Annotated in this window: 17 protein-coding genes and 2 pseudogenes; 9 read left to right on the top strand and 10 right to left on the bottom strand. The window is 63.6% G+C overall.

Annotated features, from left to right (window positions below; all coding sequences use genetic code 11):
- Nucleotides 1–117 precede the first annotated feature (117 nt).
- On the bottom strand, nucleotides 118–855 hold the full coding sequence (deoC, locus tag ACTXPP_RS03705) for a deoxyribose-phosphate aldolase (RefSeq protein ID WP_443340946.1): 738 nt from the start codon (nucleotides 853–855) through the stop codon (nucleotides 118–120).
- A 3-nt stretch (nucleotides 856–858) separates the two neighbouring features.
- Nucleotides 859–2,175, bottom strand: a complete 1,317-nt coding sequence (locus tag ACTXPP_RS03700) for a thymidine phosphorylase (RefSeq protein ID WP_443340943.1) — start codon at nucleotides 2,173–2,175, stop codon at nucleotides 859–861.
- Nucleotides 2,176–2,348: 173 nt separating this feature from the next.
- On the opposite strand from ACTXPP_RS03700, the gene ACTXPP_RS03695 reads away from it, so the two are divergent.
- A complete protein-coding gene (locus ACTXPP_RS03695) occupies nucleotides 2,349–2,864 on the top strand; it encodes a cytidine deaminase (protein ID WP_443340941.1) in 516 nt (171 codons plus the stop codon).
- Nucleotides 2,864–4,074: pseudogene (locus tag ACTXPP_RS03690) on the top strand (NupC/NupG family nucleoside CNT transporter). The gene ACTXPP_RS03695 and the pseudogene ACTXPP_RS03690 overlap by 1 nt, the downstream one beginning before the upstream one ends.
- 137 nt (nucleotides 4,075–4,211) lie before the next feature.
- Here the strand turns inward: ACTXPP_RS03690 and ACTXPP_RS03685 are convergent.
- From ACTXPP_RS03685 to ACTXPP_RS03675, 3 genes are all read right to left on the bottom strand, one after another.
- Entirely contained in the window at nucleotides 4,212–5,129 is a 918-nt protein-coding gene (locus ACTXPP_RS03685; protein WP_301525361.1) for a WKL family lipoprotein, read from the bottom strand.
- Between the two features lie 61 nt (nucleotides 5,130–5,190).
- On the bottom strand, nucleotides 5,191–5,751 hold the full coding sequence (locus tag ACTXPP_RS03680) for an NADPH-dependent FMN reductase (protein WP_301499089.1): 561 nt from the start codon (nucleotides 5,749–5,751) through the stop codon (nucleotides 5,191–5,193).
- A gap of 282 nt (nucleotides 5,752–6,033) precedes the next feature.
- Complete coding sequence (locus ACTXPP_RS03675) at nucleotides 6,034–6,768, bottom strand: IS6 family transposase (RefSeq protein WP_443340932.1); 735 nt, start codon at nucleotides 6,766–6,768, stop codon at nucleotides 6,034–6,036.
- 173 nt (nucleotides 6,769–6,941) lie between these two features.
- Here ACTXPP_RS03675 and ACTXPP_RS03670 point away from each other — a divergent pair, with 173 nt between their 5' ends.
- The 4 genes from ACTXPP_RS03670 to ACTXPP_RS03655 all read left to right on the top strand — a co-directional run bounded on the left by ACTXPP_RS03670 (nucleotide 6,942) and on the right by ACTXPP_RS03655 (nucleotide 9,253).
- Nucleotides 6,942–7,352, top strand: coding sequence for a hypothetical protein (locus ACTXPP_RS03670; protein ID WP_443340939.1), 411 nt, complete (start codon nucleotides 6,942–6,944; stop codon nucleotides 7,350–7,352).
- Nucleotides 7,352–7,918 carry a hypothetical protein gene (locus tag ACTXPP_RS03665; protein ID WP_443340938.1) on the top strand — a complete coding sequence of 189 codons (567 nt, stop codon included), beginning with the start codon at nucleotides 7,352–7,354 and terminating at the stop codon, nucleotides 7,916–7,918. The genes ACTXPP_RS03670 and ACTXPP_RS03665 overlap by 1 nt, the downstream gene beginning before the upstream one ends.
- A 117-nt stretch (nucleotides 7,919–8,035) precedes the next feature.
- Nucleotides 8,036–8,854 carry a hypothetical protein gene (locus ACTXPP_RS03660; protein WP_443340936.1) on the top strand — a complete coding sequence of 273 codons (819 nt, stop codon included), beginning with the start codon at nucleotides 8,036–8,038 and terminating at the stop codon, nucleotides 8,852–8,854.
- 99 nt (nucleotides 8,855–8,953) lie between these two features.
- On the top strand, nucleotides 8,954–9,253 hold the full coding sequence (locus tag ACTXPP_RS03655; protein ID WP_141331798.1) for a hypothetical protein: 300 nt from the start codon (nucleotides 8,954–8,956) through the stop codon (nucleotides 9,251–9,253).
- Nucleotides 9,254–9,307: 54 nt separating this feature from the next.
- Here ACTXPP_RS03655 and ACTXPP_RS03650 read toward each other — a convergent pair whose 3' ends face one another.
- From ACTXPP_RS03650 to ACTXPP_RS03640, 3 genes are all read right to left on the bottom strand, one after another.
- Nucleotides 9,308–10,630: a hypothetical protein gene (locus tag ACTXPP_RS03650; protein ID WP_443340934.1), complete on the bottom strand. Its 1,323-nt coding sequence runs from the start codon at nucleotides 10,628–10,630 to the stop codon at nucleotides 9,308–9,310.
- Nucleotides 10,631–10,695: 65 nt separating this feature from the next.
- Complete coding sequence (locus ACTXPP_RS03645; RefSeq protein ID WP_443340932.1) at nucleotides 10,696–11,430, bottom strand: IS6 family transposase; 735 nt, start codon at nucleotides 11,428–11,430, stop codon at nucleotides 10,696–10,698.
- Between the two features lie 295 nt (nucleotides 11,431–11,725).
- Complete coding sequence (locus ACTXPP_RS03640) at nucleotides 11,726–12,316, bottom strand: TetR family transcriptional regulator C-terminal domain-containing protein (protein WP_443340931.1); 591 nt, start codon at nucleotides 12,314–12,316, stop codon at nucleotides 11,726–11,728.
- Between the two features lie 69 nt (nucleotides 12,317–12,385).
- On the opposite strand from ACTXPP_RS03640, the gene ACTXPP_RS03635 reads away from it, so the two are divergent.
- Together ACTXPP_RS03635 and ACTXPP_RS03625 are read left to right on the top strand one after the other, a co-directional pair.
- Entirely contained in the window at nucleotides 12,386–12,913 is a 528-nt protein-coding gene (locus ACTXPP_RS03635; protein WP_301520786.1) for a hypothetical protein, read from the top strand.
- A 97-nt stretch (nucleotides 12,914–13,010) separates the two neighbouring features.
- Nucleotides 13,011–13,841, top strand: a complete 831-nt coding sequence (locus ACTXPP_RS03625; RefSeq protein ID WP_301520787.1) for a helix-turn-helix transcriptional regulator — start codon at nucleotides 13,011–13,013, stop codon at nucleotides 13,839–13,841.
- Here the strand turns inward: ACTXPP_RS03625 and ACTXPP_RS03620 are convergent.
- A pseudogene (locus ACTXPP_RS03620) lies at nucleotides 13,769–14,834 on the bottom strand (ISL3 family transposase); the annotation flags it as partial. The gene ACTXPP_RS03625 and the pseudogene ACTXPP_RS03620 sit on opposite strands and share 73 nt — an antisense overlap.
- 210 nt (nucleotides 14,835–15,044) lie before the next feature.
- Here ACTXPP_RS03620 and ACTXPP_RS03615 point away from each other — a divergent pair.
- Nucleotides 15,045–15,554: a hypothetical protein gene (locus ACTXPP_RS03615; RefSeq protein ID WP_301520789.1), complete on the top strand. Its 510-nt coding sequence runs from the start codon at nucleotides 15,045–15,047 to the stop codon at nucleotides 15,552–15,554.
- Between the two features lie 283 nt (nucleotides 15,555–15,837).
- Here ACTXPP_RS03615 and ACTXPP_RS03610 read toward each other — a convergent pair whose 3' ends face one another.
- Nucleotides 15,838–16,335 (bottom strand): hypothetical protein, encoded by a 498-nt coding sequence (locus tag ACTXPP_RS03610; protein ID WP_301526017.1) that lies wholly within the window; start codon nucleotides 16,333–16,335, stop codon nucleotides 15,838–15,840.
- Nucleotides 16,336–16,648 lie beyond the last annotated feature (313 nt).

The raw sequence follows: 16,648 nt of genomic DNA, 5'->3' as shown, positions 1-16,648 counted from the left end.
CCAGACCCTCCCCTGTCGGATAGGTGGGACGGATCGTCGTGATCCGGCCGGAAGACCATCGATTCGTCCCACGTATCTGACAGGTGGTGTGGGCGGGGCCGGAAGGTGGGGCGGGGCCTACTCCCCTGCTTCAGCCTCGAGCTCGGCGAGGATCGCGGCGGAGGATGACAGGCCCAGGCGGGTGGCACCGGCGGCGATCATCTCCTGCGCCGCTGCCAGCGAGCGGATCCCGCCGGACGCCTTGATGCCGAGCCGTCCCCCGACCGTCTCGTTCATCAGCGACACCGCACGCACGCTCGCCCCGCCCGCCGGGTGGAAGCCGGTGGAGGTCTTCACGAAGTCCGCCCCGGCCTCCTCGGAAGCCTTGCACGCGGCCACGATCTCCTCGTCGGTCAGCGCGGCAGACTCGATGATCACCTTCAACACCCCTGGCGCGGGAACGGCGGCACGCACCGCAGCGATCTCGCTGGTCAGCTCGTCGAAACGCCCCTCCTTCGCCAGCGCGATGTTGATGACCATATCGACCTCCCCCGCACCGTCCGCCACCGCGCGGGCAGCCTCGGCGGCCTTGATCTCCGGCTTCACCGCACCCGACGGGAAGCCGACCACGGTGGCAACGTGCAACCCGCCCGGGACCTCGACCGGCAGCTGCGAGGGAGAGACACAGATCGAGTAGGTTCCCAGCTCCCCGGCCTCGGCGGCCATCGCTGCGACATCCGCGGCGGTGGACTCGGGCTTGAGGAGGGTGTGGTCGATCAGTTGCGCGAGCTCGTCACGGGTGGTGTCGCGGGCACGCTGACCATCGCGGTCGCTACTCAGATCACTACGTGGGTCGCTGCTGTGGTCGTTGGTCATCTACTATCCAATCCTGTCCAGAATCACGGAGCGTTGTGCGGTGTCGGCGCCGGTGCCACCGGCCTCCACCGAGTATCCCGTCTCCAGCACCTCGAGTGCACGCTCGAAGCGCTCCGGCGTGTCCGTGTGCAACGTGAACAGCTTCTGACCTGCCGAAACCTTCTCCCCCTTCACCGCGTGCAGTTCGACACCGGCACCAGCCTGCACCGGATCCTCCTTGCGGGCACGTCCGGCACCGAGCCGCCAGGACGCCACACCGAAGGCCAGGGCGTCGGTCTCGGCGAGCACCCCGTCCGACGACGCGACCACGTCGTGGGTGTGCACGGCGGCCGGCAGCTCAGCGTCCGGATCACCATCCTGGGCGCGGATCATCTCGCGCCACGCGTCCATCGCGCGGCCGTCGGCCAGAGCGTCCTCCACGTCGGCGTCCTGCCCGTTCGGCCCGCCGATGCCGGACGCACCGAGCATCTCCCGGGCCAGCGCACACGTCAGCTCGACGACATCGGACGGCCCACCACCGGCGAGCACCTCGACGGACTCGCGGACCTCCAGCGCATTGCCGATGGCGCGTCCCAACGGCACCGACATGTCGGTGAGCAGCGCGGTGGTGGCGACCCCTGCGTCCTGACCCAACGCGACCATGGTCTCGGCGAGCTCCCGGGCGTCGTCCTGCGAAGTCATGAACGCACCGGAACCGACCTTGACGTCCAGCACCAGGGAGGCGGTGCCCTCGGCGATCTTCTTCGACATGATCGAGCTGGCGATCAGCGGGATGCAGTCGACGGTGGCGGTGATGTCGCGCAGCGCGTAGAGCTTCTTGTCCGCCGGGGCGAGGCCGGAGCCGGCGGCGCAGATCACGCAGCCGGGGCCCTCGAGGATCTCGGTGAGCCGCTCATTGGTCAGGTTCGCCTGCCAGCCGGGGATCGCCTCGAGCTTGTCGAGGGTGCCGCCGGTGTGCCCGAGGCCGCGTCCGGACAGTTGCGGTACCGCGACCCCGTAGGACGCCACGAGCGGGGCGAGCGGCAGGGTGATCTTGTCGCCGACGCCGCCGGTGGAGTGCTTGTCGGTGGTGATCTTAGACAGGTGGGAGAAGTCCATCCGGTCGCCGGAGTCGATCATCGCCTGGGTCCAGCGCGCGATCTCGGCACGGTTCATACCGCGCAGGAAGATGGCCATGGCCAGGGCGGTCATCTGTTCCTCGGCGACGATGCCACGGGTGTAGGCGTCGATGACCCAGTCGATCTGCGGGTCGGTGAACTCTCCCCCGTCGCGTTTGTTGCGGATGACGTCGACGACGTCGAACTTCTCGGTGTGTGCCATGAGGTGCAACCCCTTCGGTGTTCGCGTGGTGTTGGTGCGGTGTTTGTGCGGTACTACGCAGTGTTCGCGTGGCGTGTGGAAGGCCGGTTATGCGTCCATATATATTGCCGGAGATTATGACATTCATTATCATCGCCTGCACATGCCCCGTCAACGGCTAAGGATGTCCTGCCATGCAGTATCCGCCTGATCCAGCTCCATCCTCTCCCTCCTCTCCACGGTCTCCCTCCGCTCCCTCCCCGCCTTCCGACGCTGAGCTCCTCGCGTTCTCCCACGAGGCCGCACACAAGGCCTACGCACCGTACTCCGGCTTCCCGGTCGGCGCGGCGCTCCTGCTGGACGACGGGCGGGTGGTGACCGGCTGCAATGTCGAGAATGCGTCCTACGGACTCGGGATCTGCGCCGAACGCACCGCGGTGACCCGCATGATCGCCGAGGGTTCCAGGCAGGACGCACCGGAGGACACACCGGACGCCTCAGCCGCGGCACCGACGGCACCGACGGCACCGACGATCCTCGCCGTCGCCGTCACCGGGCTCAAGGCCTCCCCCTGTTTCCCCTGCGGCGCCTGCCGGCAGGTACTCCACGAGTTCGGGTGCCAGCGCGTGATCGTCGAGGGTGACACCGGACCGGAGTCGCACCCGTTCACCGACATCCTGCCCTTCGCCTTCGGCCCAGGAGACCTGTGATGGAGAGATTCCAGGGGATCATCGGCATCCTCGCCATCTTCGCGCTGATCTACGCCTTCTCCCGGGCGCGCAAGCACATCCGCTGGCGCACCCTCGGCGTGGGCCTCGCCCTCCAGGTCGCCTTCGCACTGTTGGTGCTCAAGTGGGACGTCGGCTTGCAGGCGTTGATCAAGGTCTCGGAGGGTGTCCAGAAACTCTCCGACTTCACCAATCACGGCACCTCCTTCGTCTTCGGTGAGCTGTTCGGCATGGAGGAGGACAGCTTCATCTTCGCCCTCAACGTGCTGCCGGTGATCATCGTGCTCGGCGCGATCATCGCCGCCCTGTACTACCTGCGGGTGATCCAGTACATCGTCCACTACGTCGGCACCGCCATCAACTACCTGATGGGCACCTCGAAGGTCGAGGGCGTGTAAGCCTCCACGGTGATCTTCCTGGGCCAGGCCGAGGCCCCGCTGGTCATCGCCCCCTACCTGCCGAAGCTCACGAAATCGGAGCTTTTTCACCTGTATGACCGGTCGTTTCGCCTCGGTCGCCGGCTCCACCCTGCTGGGCTATGCACTGCTGGGTGCACCGTTGGAGTTCCTGCTGGCAGCGTCCATCATGAACGCCCCAGGCTCCCTGCTGGTCGCGAAAGGGACTGATGCCGGAGACCAAGAAGTCCGAGGTGGACGCCACGGTGAAGGACGTCCGCGACACCGAGTCGAAGAACATCATCGACGCCGTCGGCAAGGGTGCGATGTCAGGCGGCAAGATCGCGGTGACCATCGGCTGCCTGCTCATCGCCATCATCGCGATGCTCTCGGCGATGATCGGCGGCATCGGCGGCTGGTTCGGCCAGGACAACTGGTCGCTGGAGGGTACCTTCGGGATCGTGTTCGGCCCGCTGGCCTGGGCGATCGGCGTGCCGTGGCAGGACGCCATGCAGGTCGGCAGCTTCATCGCGGAGAAGACGATCATCAACGAGTCCGTCGGTTTCACCTCCTTCAGCGAGGTGGTGGACGACCTGGATCCGAAGTCCGTGATGCTGGCGACGTTCGCGCTGGCCGGCTTCGCGAACCTGAGTTCCATCGCCATCCAGATCGGCGCAATCGGTGGTCTCGCACCGGAGCGTCGGGCGGACGTGGCCAAGATGGGGCCGTTCGCCCTGCTCGGTGGCTTCTTCACCAATATGCTCAACGCGGCGATCGTCGGCATCGTCGCGTTCTAGAACGCCGCGCCAGGCCCCTACAGCTGCGCGGTGAGCATCGGGGCGGCGCTAATCTGTCAAGAATCCACGGATCGGCGAATCCTTGTTAGATTAAGGGGGTACCTAATCTAACAATCAGCAGGTCGGGTCAGTTATTTCTACAGCTGCGCGGCGAGCATCGGGGCGGCGGTCACCGGGTCGATGCCGGCGGCCCTCAGGGCGTCGACGGCACCCTGGGGGTTGGTGCGGAACTGCTCGGCGGTGCCACGGTCGATACCCATACTCTCGGCTGCGGCGATGGTGGCGTCCGGGTTGGCGGCGAGCTGGTCGGCTGTCGCGGGGTCCACACCGGCGCCCAGCAGTGCGTCACGGATCGCCGGGTCACCGGCCGGGGCCGGGGCGGGATCCGGCTCGGGCTGGGGTTCCGGCTGCGGCTCGGGCTCCGGTGCCGGATCCTGCTGTTCCTGACCCTCTGCGTTCGGATCGTTCGGGTTGTTCGGGTCCTGCTCAGCGTTCGGGTCGTCGGCGTTCGGGTCCTGCCCCTCGGCGTCTCCACCGCACACCGGCGGCACCTGGTCGGCGGCGACCTTCTCCACCAGACCACAGGCCGCTGCACGGGACAGCTTCCACTGCTCGTCCTGCTTGACGAACTCGACGGAATCCTGAAAGTCCTGTTCCTGATCCGGCAGTGTCATCCGTACCGAGGCCGTCGCGATCTCGGGGGTCTCGCCGGGCAGTACCGGGTCGATGACCTCGATCTCGGCACCGGACTCCTGCTTCGCCCGGGTCATCACCTCGAACAGCTCGGCGGCCTCGTGGCCGTCCTCGACGGTGTCAGCCTTCTGCTCGGTCGGCACCTCGGGATCGACCGCGCGGTCGAGGATCTCGGCGAGGGCCGCGGAGTCCGGCAGGACGTCCTGCGCCTCGGTGGTCTCCTCCGCTGTGGTGGTGGCGGACGAGGTGGCCGCGGCGTCCCCCTCATCGGAGGAGCAGGACGCCAGCGCCAGCCCGGTGGACACCGCCACGGCGACAGCGAGGGCTCGGGAGCGGTACAGGGCGGGCCGGGTGTGGCTCACAGGGACAATCCTTAGTCATCGGGTTCGGTGGTCGAAAACGTTCCCGACGAGTCTAGACCATCTACCCCAGCTTCTTGCGGACCTCCTGGAAGGCGTCAGCCCAGGCGAGCAGGGTACGCAGCAGGGAGGGGAAAGGACCGGTGGAGACGTCCTGCGGGGTGAACTTCCCGTCGGTGAAGTCCGTGAAGATGGAGAACGCCACCGTGTCACGCACCGTCGCAGCCCCGAAATTGGCGAAGGCCACACGCCAGTTCTCCACGGCGCGCACTCCCTTGTCCGCGCCGTAACTGGCGAAGGCGATGGGCTTGTTGCGGAACTCAGAGCCGACGAAGTCGACGGCATTCTTCAGCGGGCCGGGCACGGAGTGGTTGTACTCCGGGGTGACCACGATGTAACCGTCGAAGGGCTCCAGGGCCGCGCCCCAGGCCTTGGTGTGCTCGTTGGCGTACTGGTGAGCGCCGCCGGGGATAGGCTCGTCGAGGACGGGCAGGTCGTAGTCGCCGAAGTTGACGACGGTGTTCTCCACGCCGGCCTCGTCCAGCTGGGCCTTGACCCAGGTGACGACCTGGGGGTTCAGCGCTCCGGGGCGGGTGGATCCGGCGATGATTCCGATGCTGGTCATGGTGAGGGGACTCCTTGGTGAGTGTTGGTGGCTCTGCGGACCCGTGGTTCTGCGACGTCCGCGGACGTGCACTATCCTACCATAGGTGACACGTCACCGACTTCAGGTTGGGCGCCGATCTCATTCGCGCATTCAGGCTTGACCTACCCGTTTCCTTGATCGTGTCCCCGTAACATCGGGGACACGATCAAGGCAACGGGGGAGGTGCTGTTGCAAAGTTGAGCTGGCGGTGCCCGGTCGCCGATCGAGAAGGCGGTCCACCCCCCCCGTAGCCCTGGTCTCTCAGGCGTCTGCGAAGGCTTTCGCCACGATCACCACATCCGGGTTCGCACACCCGAAGGCGAACATCCTGCCCTGGCCTTTGCGCAGCGCGTGCATCGCCTCCATTCCTTGTAGCGTCCGGTAGGCAGACACCGGGGTCTTGAACCCGCCACCCTTGGGCCCCAGGATCCGTTTGAGCCGGCCGTGATCCCCCTCGATCACGTTGTTGAGGTACTTCACCTGCCGATGCTCCACTGTCGTCGACAGCTTATGCTCGTCGATCAGCGCTGCGATCGCCGCTGCGTAGGTGGGTGCTTTGTCGGTGCAGATCACCCTAGGCCCACCGGGGCACTCACCGTTTCGGCTGCGGTGACCAGCACAACGCAGTGCTTTACCCAGGAACCGTGTCGCTGCTGTCGTGTTGCGCTTAGTGGACATGTAGAAATCCAAGGTTCGACCGTCTGCGGTGACTGCCCGGTAGAGGTAGCACCATCTCCCACCGACCCGTATGTAGGTCTCATCAACCCGCCAGGAATCGGAGAACCAAGGGGAGGTTTGACGGTACCACCGGGTGCGTTTATCCAGTTCGGGGCCGTACTTTTGAACCCAACGGTAGATGGTGGTGTGATCCACCGGCACACCGCGCTCGGTGAGCATCTCCTCGAGATCGCGGTAGGACACTCCGTATCGGCAGTACCAACGCACAGCCCAGAGAATCACGTCTTTGGGGTAGTGCCTACCGGAGAAGATGCCCATGAGCACCGATCCTGACCGACTGATACCAGCTTTGCAACAGCACCCCCGAGACCAGGCAGCAGTGGGACAGTCTGGCCGACCAGCGTCCCGGCCGGCCCGACAGGACCCGCATCCCCCGCGAACCGGTTGCCGCGGCCGCTGGGGAGCAGGTCGTCAGACCCGGCCAGACGAGCGTGGCGACAACGGTGCAGACCACCGAGCAGACCACTGGGCAGACCAGTTCCCACCACGTCATGTCCCCGGGGGTGGCCGCCGCGTCGAGTGCTCTGGTTGTCGCCGGGACGGTCGCCGCGGCCGACGCCCTCGAAGATGCCGTGAATGCCCGGACCGAACAGCTCGGACTTGCCCAACCGGCACCGGAGATCGCCGACAGTCCGGACACCTCGCAGGATGATCTGGCCGACGTCGGAGCTGAGGTGGGCGCTGTCGCGGCTGCCGGGTTCGGGGCAGCGGCGTTCACCGGGGATCTGGGTCAGGCCCTGGCCGATGAGTCGACCCCAGGGTTTGCTGACCTGTCAGTCAGCGCCACCGATGAACAGGCGCAGACCACACAGGCCGACCAGTCGGCCGGGGCGGAGCTGTGATGGGCACCGGAGGTTCCTACCCGGGTGATCCCTGGGATGATCCCGCCGGCCGTCAGACCCGTATCCTGCCGATCGGCCAGCCGGTGACACCACCGGATCAGCACTATCAGGAGACCGCCTATCCGCCTCCGGTCCACCGGGACGAGGGCAGGAAACTGCTTGCCGGGAAGTTCGACCCGCAACGACTGACGGTGAACCTGACAGTGCTCGGGATCTTGGCTGCGGTGGTGACGTTCGCGGTGGTGCTCATTGTCGACCGGGTGGTTGCCACGCTGACTGTCTTCCCGCCGGCAACGGTGCCGGCCTATGTGGTGACAGGGGTGGCCACCGGCATCGTCGGGGTGGGTGTGGGCCTGTCGTACATGCTGGTGGTGGACACCGGCAATGACGCCCTGTTCGGTATCGCGGTGATCGCTCTGACCGTCGCCGGGGTGGCCGTGTGCGTTCTGGGTGGGGGATTGCTGTCGGGGGACTGGTCGCAGGTGTCGACTGTGGCGACGATCGTGTGCATCGGGATCACCGCCTACGCCGCGCCTCGGAGGGTCGACGCCGCCCGGGTGGGGTAGAGAAGATAGCTGCGACGTGGACATAGGTTTACCTATTGCAGAGATAGCCCATATCACGTATGGTTCAGTCAACCCTTACTTATCGGGTTATCCATACGTTCTAAGAGGAACTCTCCTATGTATCGTAAAATCTCGCAGAGCATAGCAGCGGCAGCCCTCGCGGCGTGCTGCGCCATCGCTGCAAGCCCAGCCCAAGCAGTCGTAGCAGGCAATGATGACGTTTCCACCGCGTCGCCGTACAACGACACGACGGTTACCTGGTCAACTCCATCCAGCGAGCTCGCCGACACCCAAATCCGAGCTAGAGCTCTGAACACCCCCGATAGTGTAGGACCTGAATCCTACAGTTTTGAATCAAAAGAGCTCGATGACGGAGCCCAGACTTTGATTCACATCAACAATGAGAACGCACCACGTCAGTATGCGTTTCCTGTTGAACTCGGCCCCGATGACCGTCTGGAATTGATGGAGGACGGTACAGTATCACTCAACTCTGACAGGTTCCCTCAGGGAGCATTCGAGAAACCATGGGCTAAAGATGCCAACGGCGCTGATGTTCCAACCCATTTTGAGATTCAGGGCAGCAGACTCGTTCAGGTAGTTGACTTCGACTCCAACACAGCCTTCCCAGTAGTGGCCGATCCAAAGTTCAACTGGGGTATCGTTTCCGGACATGTGTATCTTAACAAGGAAGAGACAAGGAAAGCCGCCGCTGCGGCAGCGGGTGGCGGACTGGCAGCTCTCCCCTGGCTCGCTCTCGTTCCACCGCCGTTCAGCGCCGTTATTGGAGCCAATGTTATCAACATCGGCATCTGGGCCACAGCGGCAGTAGCGCAGAACAAATGCCTCCAACTCAAGCTGGGAGCCACGGGCGGTCTTATCCCCCCGCGTATCGGCGTTTCCCCAGAGCACTACACTGGCGGATACTGCAGATAGAAGTTTTGTCGAGGTCGAGAAAGGAGTACTACGAGGATGGTCGACAAGCAACGAGATTACAGGCGTTGGAATCTGATAATATCAGGAGCAACATGCCTAGTGGCGGCGATCGTCGTAGTCCCTCTTGTGGCAGGCGTGAGCGGTTGGAGATTCTTCGCAGGAATGACAATGTTTGTTTTCATTGCCATTCTAGGGTTCTGGTCTACAAGAAATAACCAGAAAAAGCCCTCACGTTTTCTTCCGACCGTGTTCTTTTCATTTGGGGCAATTGTGGGTATTGCTTACCTTATCCTTGGCGATATAACTCCGGCACTGTCTGCAATTATGACAGGATTAGTTTTCGGAGCTTTTAGTATGCAGTCATCAATGAACAAAAAACTCGGGTTTCAGGAACACTGAGTTGACAGAGCGGACAGAAGCAGCGCGTCCGTCCGACAGTGAAAGTCTGACGGTCTAGTCGAGGTCAAGGCCCGTGTCGGGGTAGTCGACGTTCGTGCCCCACTGCTGATCACCACCGAAGCCAAGACCCCCGGCCCCGTAGTCGTAGCCGTTGTCGGTCATCGCGTGGCCATAGTCGGTCGCAGAGCTGCCACCGCCGGTGTAATCAGTGTCGTCAGCCTCGGCCGCGGAGAGCTCTTCGTCGATGAACTCGGTGAGTCTGCTGACCGGTGTGCCCTCAGGGTCGACGAGCCCGTCGACCCTGATTGCCGCTGCCGGTACCTGGCCGTCCAGGTCCACGCCCTGTTGCATCGCTGCGGCGACCTGGTCGACGACTTCGTCCAGTTCCGTGGCACTGAGCCCGTCGAACCCCGATGACTGGGCACGGACTCGGTCAACCCACTCGACAGCCTGCGGCCGGTAGGTGGTCTCCTCCTGCACCGTCTCACTGTCTGTGGGTGCGGTCAGGGTCTTGTAGGTGGTGTCCAGCCACCCGGCCAGTTCCATGTCCGTTCCCGGTATCCGGGGAGGGGGACAGGACAGGACCGGGCCGTCATCGGCAACCTCGACGGCGGCGACGTCGGTGGTGGTGGCTCTGTCGACGGCACTGCGCAGTCGCCAGGCAATCAGTCGGCCGGCACTGTCCGCCCCGTCCAGGTCCTCACTGGCCTGTGCCCACAGTTCCCTCGCGTCTATTCCGTGGGACGCGGCGTAACTGACCGCGTGTTCGATCGCTTCCCGACCGTCGGGGTCAGCCTCGATCCCCGCTGCAACGGCCACGGGCAAAGAGTCGATCAGGGACGGTGTCACCGTGTCGGTGTACACGGCGGTGGCCCGGGCGACTCCCTCCCGGTACAGGGCGGTGATCCGCTCAGGGTCAGTCGCCGCGTTCTGCTGTGCGCGCAGTTCGTCGATCGCCGACAACTGGGTGTGATCGTGGTGGACAATGCCGTGCAGGATGTGTTCGGCACTGGGGGCGTCCTCGTCACCGGAGTGGTGGACGTGACCGTCCTCAGCGTCGGTGTCCAGGGGGGCGGACACATCAACGTAGAGTCGGTTCTCTGTCTTGCCTCGGGTCACAGCGACGTAGAGGCCGTTGCGGTCGAGTTTCGCGTCGACGAGACTGTGGGTCGTGTCCACGGTCGCGCCCTGGGCCCGGTGGACGGTGGAGGCGTAGCCGAGCTGGGTGTGGGAGGCTACGTAGTCCGCAGGCAGTGTGACCTGGCTCTGCGACTGGGGGTCGAAGCAGTGCAACGCCCCGTCGGAGGTGATCTGCCGGACGGTGAGAAGTTGACCGTTGAGCACCCGTGTACCGGAGTCACCCTGGTGCTGTTGCAAAGTTGAGCTGGCGGTGCCCGGTCGCCGATCGAGAAGGCGGTCCACCCCCCCGTAGCCCTGGTCTCTCAGGCGTCTGCGAAGGCTTTCGCCACGATCACCACATCCGGGTTCGCACACCCGAAGGCGAACATCCTGCCCTGGCCTTTGCGCAGCGCGTGCATCGCCTCCATTCCTTGTAGCGTCCGGTAGGCAGACACCGGGGTCTTGAACCCGCCACCCTTGGGCCCCAGGATCCGTTTGAGCCGGCCGTGATCCCCCTCGATCACGTTGTTGAGGTACTTCACCTGCCGATGCTCCACTGTCGTCGACAGCTTATGCTCGTCGATCAGCGCTGCGATCGCCGCTGCGTAGGTGGGTGCTTTGTCGGTGCAGATCACCCTAGGCCCACCGGGGCACTCACCGTTTCGGCTGCGGTGACCAGCACAACGCAGTGCTTTACCCAGGAACCGTGTCGCTGCTGTCGTGTTGCGCTTAGTGGACATGTAGAAATCCAAGGTTCGACCGTCTGCGGTGACTGCCCGGTAGAGGTAGCACCATCTCCCACCGACCCGTATGTAGGTCTCATCAACCCGCCAGGAATCGGAGAACCAAGGGGAGGTTTGACGGTACCACCGGGTGCGTTTATCCAGTTCGGGGCCGTACTTTTGAACCCAACGGTAGATGGTGGTGTGATCCACCGGCACACCGCGCTCGGTGAGCATCTCCTCGAGATCGCGGTAGGACACTCCGTATCGGCAGTACCAACGCACAGCCCAGAGAATCACGTCTTTGGGGTAGTGCCTACCGGAGAAGATGCCCATGAGCACCGATCCTGACCGACTGATACCAGCTTTGCAACAGCACCCTTCTAGGGTCCTGGTTCGGTTCAGATGATGGCTTCGCAACTCTCATCTTGTACCGGCCAGGGCCTCTTCATGTTGTGACACACCGCAGCTGCCCCACCGTCAGCTACACACTCCGTATCGCGAAGAGCCTGATAAGCGCGAGTTCGTCAACCACCTGCTGTGCTCGTCGGCGGCACTGGCGGTGGGGGTGGGTCCGGCAGGTACCGGCAATACCACATGTCGTGTTTGATACCACTAGGGGAAGCCGTGACTACGTCCCGAGCCGGGTCCCGTTGTTGTGGATGGAGGTGAGGTAGAAGTCCAGGCTCTCTGTGATTCGTTGTGGGGTGAATCGTTCCGGCTGTGCGATTGCTCCGAGGGCGAGTCCGTCGGTGAACGCGCGTAGGGCGAGAGCCGTGGCCGCTTGCTTGTCGGGGGAAGTCAGCGCCTCGACCGTCGCGTTGCAGAGTTGGTCGAGTCCCTCGTTGATCTCGGCGAGGATGCGGCGTGCTACGTCGGATCGGGCGGTCAGGCTCACTGCGAGCCAGACGTGCGTTTCGGTGAGCCGGTCGGCATCGACCGGAAGCGCCTGTAGCCAGCCTTCTCGGAATGCTGTCCGCATGTCGCTCGGCCAGACGATCGTGGCAAGCCGCTGTTTCTGTCGTTCGCGTACAACGATGAGCGCGTGGGCGAGCATCTGGTCACTGTTCGGGAAGTAGTGACGCAGTGTCGACGGCTGGTAACCGGCGACAGCAGCGACGGCTCGAACAGTGACTGCGTGCACGCCCTGCTCTGCGATCAGCTGCGCCACAGCCCATCTGATCTCATCCCGCCGAGCGCCGTGATCAACGATCTTCGGCATGCAACCAGACTATCATGGTACAGTTGAGCGAAAATAAACCGCTGAGTCGTTGCCAGGAGAAGAACACGGATGCTGCCCTATATCGTCGCAGGAGAAGTTCTCTTCTGGTGCTTACTACTGGGAGGGCTCGCGGTACGTTATCTGCTCAAGTGGCGCGCCGTTTCCAATGTGCTACTGATCCTCACTCCGGTCGTGGACCTTGCGATCATTGCACTGACGTTCGTCGATCTGGCTAACGGAGCGTCCTCCGACTTCACCCATGGCCTTGCTGCGTTCTACGTCGGCTTCTCCGTGGTCTTTGGGCCGGAGATCATCCGCCGGCTCGACCGACGTTTCGCCCGAAAATACACCGACCTACCCGATAATCAGCTCCCGACAGTACCGGAGCGCACGAGCATGCAGTACCGGCTGCGCTGCCTGACCGCCTCAACGATCACGATCCTGCTGCTGGTGATCGGCATCGCGATCGCGGGGCTGTCCCACTCGTTCTGGCTGATCTACTGGATCATCGTGGCCGCGTTCACCGCACTCATGTGGGGCTTCATCGGACCGATCCGCGACCACTACCGTGCGAGGCGCACGAAACGGTCGCCGTGAGTGACGAGAATCGTGAACTTCGATCCACCCTGATTTGGTGATCGTGCGATGACCATCATGTAGAAGCTGGGACGTTCGTGATCGTGAAGGAGCGGTGATGCGCGGTCGTCCGCTGCGTGTGCGCCGGGTTCTTCATGACCGAGAGGTCGATCCGGTTGCGTATCCGGAGGCGAATATCGTGGTCGCCACGGCGGGGTGGACGAACCTGCATCATCATGACCGTGTTGTCTCGCTCGGAGAAGGTGATGTTGCGGTTCTGCCTGCACGAGCACGAGTCGGTGGCCGCCCACTCTCGGCAGTGGAGACCGTCACGCTCTACCTCGACCCTGAGTTCCTGACACAACAGCTTTCGTGGGCGAGCATGTCGATGCCGATCGCTACTACGCTCTATGCTGCGGCCCAAGGGTACGGCCAGATTCTCACACTCCGACCTTCCGCGGGCGAACGCACGACGTTCGTCCAGCGGGCACGCCGGTTGGCGGAGTGTGATGTTCCCACCGAACCCGTCAGTTTTGGGCTGCTGGGCGCGTCGCTGCGCTTCTTGGCCACGCTCGACCAGCCAGTGGACCCGTACCCGGTCACGATTCCGAGACAGGAGGTGCGTGCGATCATCACCGCATTCCGTAGAGATCTCGCGCGGCGGTGGACGGCCACTGATCTCGCGCGTCAGGTTAATCTCTCAACTTCTCAACTCACCCGGTTGTTCAACTCCGCTTTCGCCGTCTCGCCGATGAGAGTGCTCGCGCGGCTCCGGGCAGAGAGGTTCGCTGAACTGCTCCAGATGACCGACTGGAGCGTGCAACGGTGCGCGGAAGCAGTGGGCTGGCCTGATCCCAGTTACGCGACACGAATGTCGATCACCCTGGACATCAACTTCTTGCCCCGTGACTTGTCCGGGTGGCCGTACGCGGCGATGACGTCCTGGTAGAACGCCCAGGTGACCTGCAAAGCGACGTGATCGTCGTCAGTGGCCCACAGCAGATTCAGCCGTTGTTTCTGCCGGTCGGTGAGGAAGTTCGTCCTGGTAATCAGGCTACGACGGTGCTTGTACAGCGGGTCATCCTTGCGTCCACGCCGCCCGGTCGTTTCTCGTTGCAGGCGTTGCCGACACCCGGTGAGCTTCTCGGCGGCCAGGTGCACCACATGAAATGGGTCCATCACCTTCGTCGCCGCGGGCAGGGCGTGGGCCACGGCGGTGGCGTAGCCGGCGAAGCCGTCCATCGTCACCACCTGAACCGACTCGCGGAACGCTTCGCTGCGTTGCTGCAACCAGCTTCGTAGAACCTCGGCGCTGCGCCGAAGGCCGCATGTCGATCAACCGCGCTGGCCCGCGCCCATCGACCAGTGGGGTCAGATCCACCAGCACCGTGACCATCGAGGAGGGATCGCCGGGACGGCGGGTGTGTTTCCACACGTGCTCGTCGACCCCTAGTATCCACACGTCAGCGAGGTGATCGCCGGAGTCGTAGACAAGGTTGCGGCATGCCTGAACCGCGATCTTGTTGACCAGCTGCCACCCGACACCTAGGGCTTTCGCTGTCGCCGAGACACTCATGCGATCGACGGCCAGGCGTAGCAGAATCCAGCGAGTCACCCGCCGGGTCAGTTTCGCCCCGTCGTCAGCACACGCCAGCGAGGCCTGGAAGATCTTCCGACCGCAGGCATCGTTGGCGCAGGTGAACCGCGGGACACGGACGTGAAGCCTCGTCGGGAAGCCGACTACAGGCAGGTCCACCAGCTGCCGGGTGACGTGATCTCGCAGCACACCCGGATGTTTACAGCCAGGGCACTGATCGTCGACGGCCACCGGGGCGGCGTCGATGGCGGTGAACAGGCCGGCATCGGCGGCGTCGGTGATGGTCAATCCGATTTCAGCGGTGCGGCAGATGGTGTCAGCGACGAGGTTGCCAGTAGTGTGCACTTCTAGGGTCCTGGTTCGGTTCAGATGATGGCTTCGCAACTCTCATCTTGTACCGGCCAGGGCCTCTTCATGTTGTGACACACCGCAGCTGCCCCACCGTCAGCTACACACTCCGTATCGCGAAGAGCCACTTATCCTCTCACCCTGACTGTTTCCCCGTCCCTCTGGGACACTGGGCACTACGCCCGCAACGAATGAAAGGCCAGCTCAATGAAGCTCTACCCCTACGCCCGCCTGAACCATCACGAGGGCGGGCCGGACCACGTCGTCGCCCTGTTCAGCAGCTCCCCATCGAAGCGGACCGCGGCGTTCATCAAGTCCTGCTCCGTGGACCGCACCGAGGACCTGGACGGCCTCCTCGCCGCCGCCTGGGAGATGCTCGGTGCGGAGCTGCCCATCGACGGTGTGGCGCTCTCCCGGCTCTGCCTGGACGCCTACACCGCGGTCGGCGGCGATGATCAGCTGATCCGCCCGGGCGACGCCGAAGCGGACCGATCACCGGGTAGCTGGGCGACGTGGCTACAGGCCGCCGACGGCGAGTTTTACCAGTTCAGAGTGGACATCTCGCACGATAAATGGAGCGAATCCAGCGTCCCTGAGCTGATTTCGGTGATCGTGTTCAGCGACCCGCTGCCGGGGGAGAAGAAGAGCGGCTGGGCCTATCCCCGGCCTGGGTACAACCTGACCGGTGAGCCGGTCAGGCCGTTCAGGCTGCACTGATACAACGAAACGATCCCCGCACCCACGGTGCGGGGATCGTTGTCGGCGCCGGGAATGAGCTATGACGGCTTTTCCGTGTAAATCGCCAGCAGCGCCAGCCCGAGCGTCCCAAGAGCGACGAAGTCGGCGAACCTAGACCGATCAAATTCGGCGTCCCATCCAAACGCAACCCGGAGGAATGAGTACGCCCCCAGAATAAGGACCATAACCACCCACCGGAGGACGAATCTCTTAAATATTTGGCCCCATCTACCGAACGAGTGTTCTGTCATTTATGGTCTTTCTACCAGCTGCCTCGGCATTGGAAGCCCCAGTAAGCGAACATAGCAGCTAGCACCGCGGCGTTTCTTTTGATGCCCTGTTTTGCCAGGTACTTAACGGCTTCCTTAGCCGCCTTGGCGTAGTTCTTCTGGCCAATTGCTGCGGCGACGACATTGATGTCAAAAACCGACTTCACGTCATCAGAGGCCTTACCCTTAATGCAGCTCAGGAAGGTCCCCGCCCCACGTGGAGTGATCTGGCCGGGCCGCGCGGAGTTTTCCTGGATAGCCTGGGCTGCTACGTCAGCGCCCAGGAAGTCGTTGAGAGCAGCGCGTGCTTCGTCGTCGCTAGTGGCATTGTCCACGGCCTCGAAGTAGCGCGCTGCGGCTGCTTCATCAAAGACTTCGGCAGCAGCGGACGTGGACGCCGGGGTTTCTGCAGCTGCCACAGGGGCAGCTGCGAGGGGCAGAGCCAGGGTTAGCGCCAGGGCGGCAAATCTGCACATTGACTTTTTCGACACTGGAGAGTCCTGCCTGAGTGAGGTTGAAGTTTCACCCCTAAGTGTCTTGGCACGTCTTTCCTCTGTCAATGGTCACCCCTAACAGGGGGCACAGTCACTGACTGCGCAGTCTCGGCGGCAGCCCGTCCCCCCCTCGGCCAGGATCGCAGCAACTGCGCGGCCTCCTCGGGGGCGGCGACGAGTGGCAAGTGCCACCACCCCGTTCCCTGAGGACTAGGTCTGACACAACCCCGCACCACGCGGGCTTGTGGTTTCCTCTTGTCTACGGGACACCGCCGTAGGCTGTCAGCATGAGCGAATCAGCAGGTAAAAG

The sequence above is a fragment of the Candidatus Corynebacterium faecigallinarum genome, from assembly GCF_052264515.1.
Taxonomy (GTDB): domain Bacteria; phylum Actinomycetota; class Actinomycetes; order Mycobacteriales; family Mycobacteriaceae; genus Corynebacterium; species Corynebacterium faecigallinarum.
This window is presented reverse-complemented; position numbering and strand designations above follow the sequence as displayed.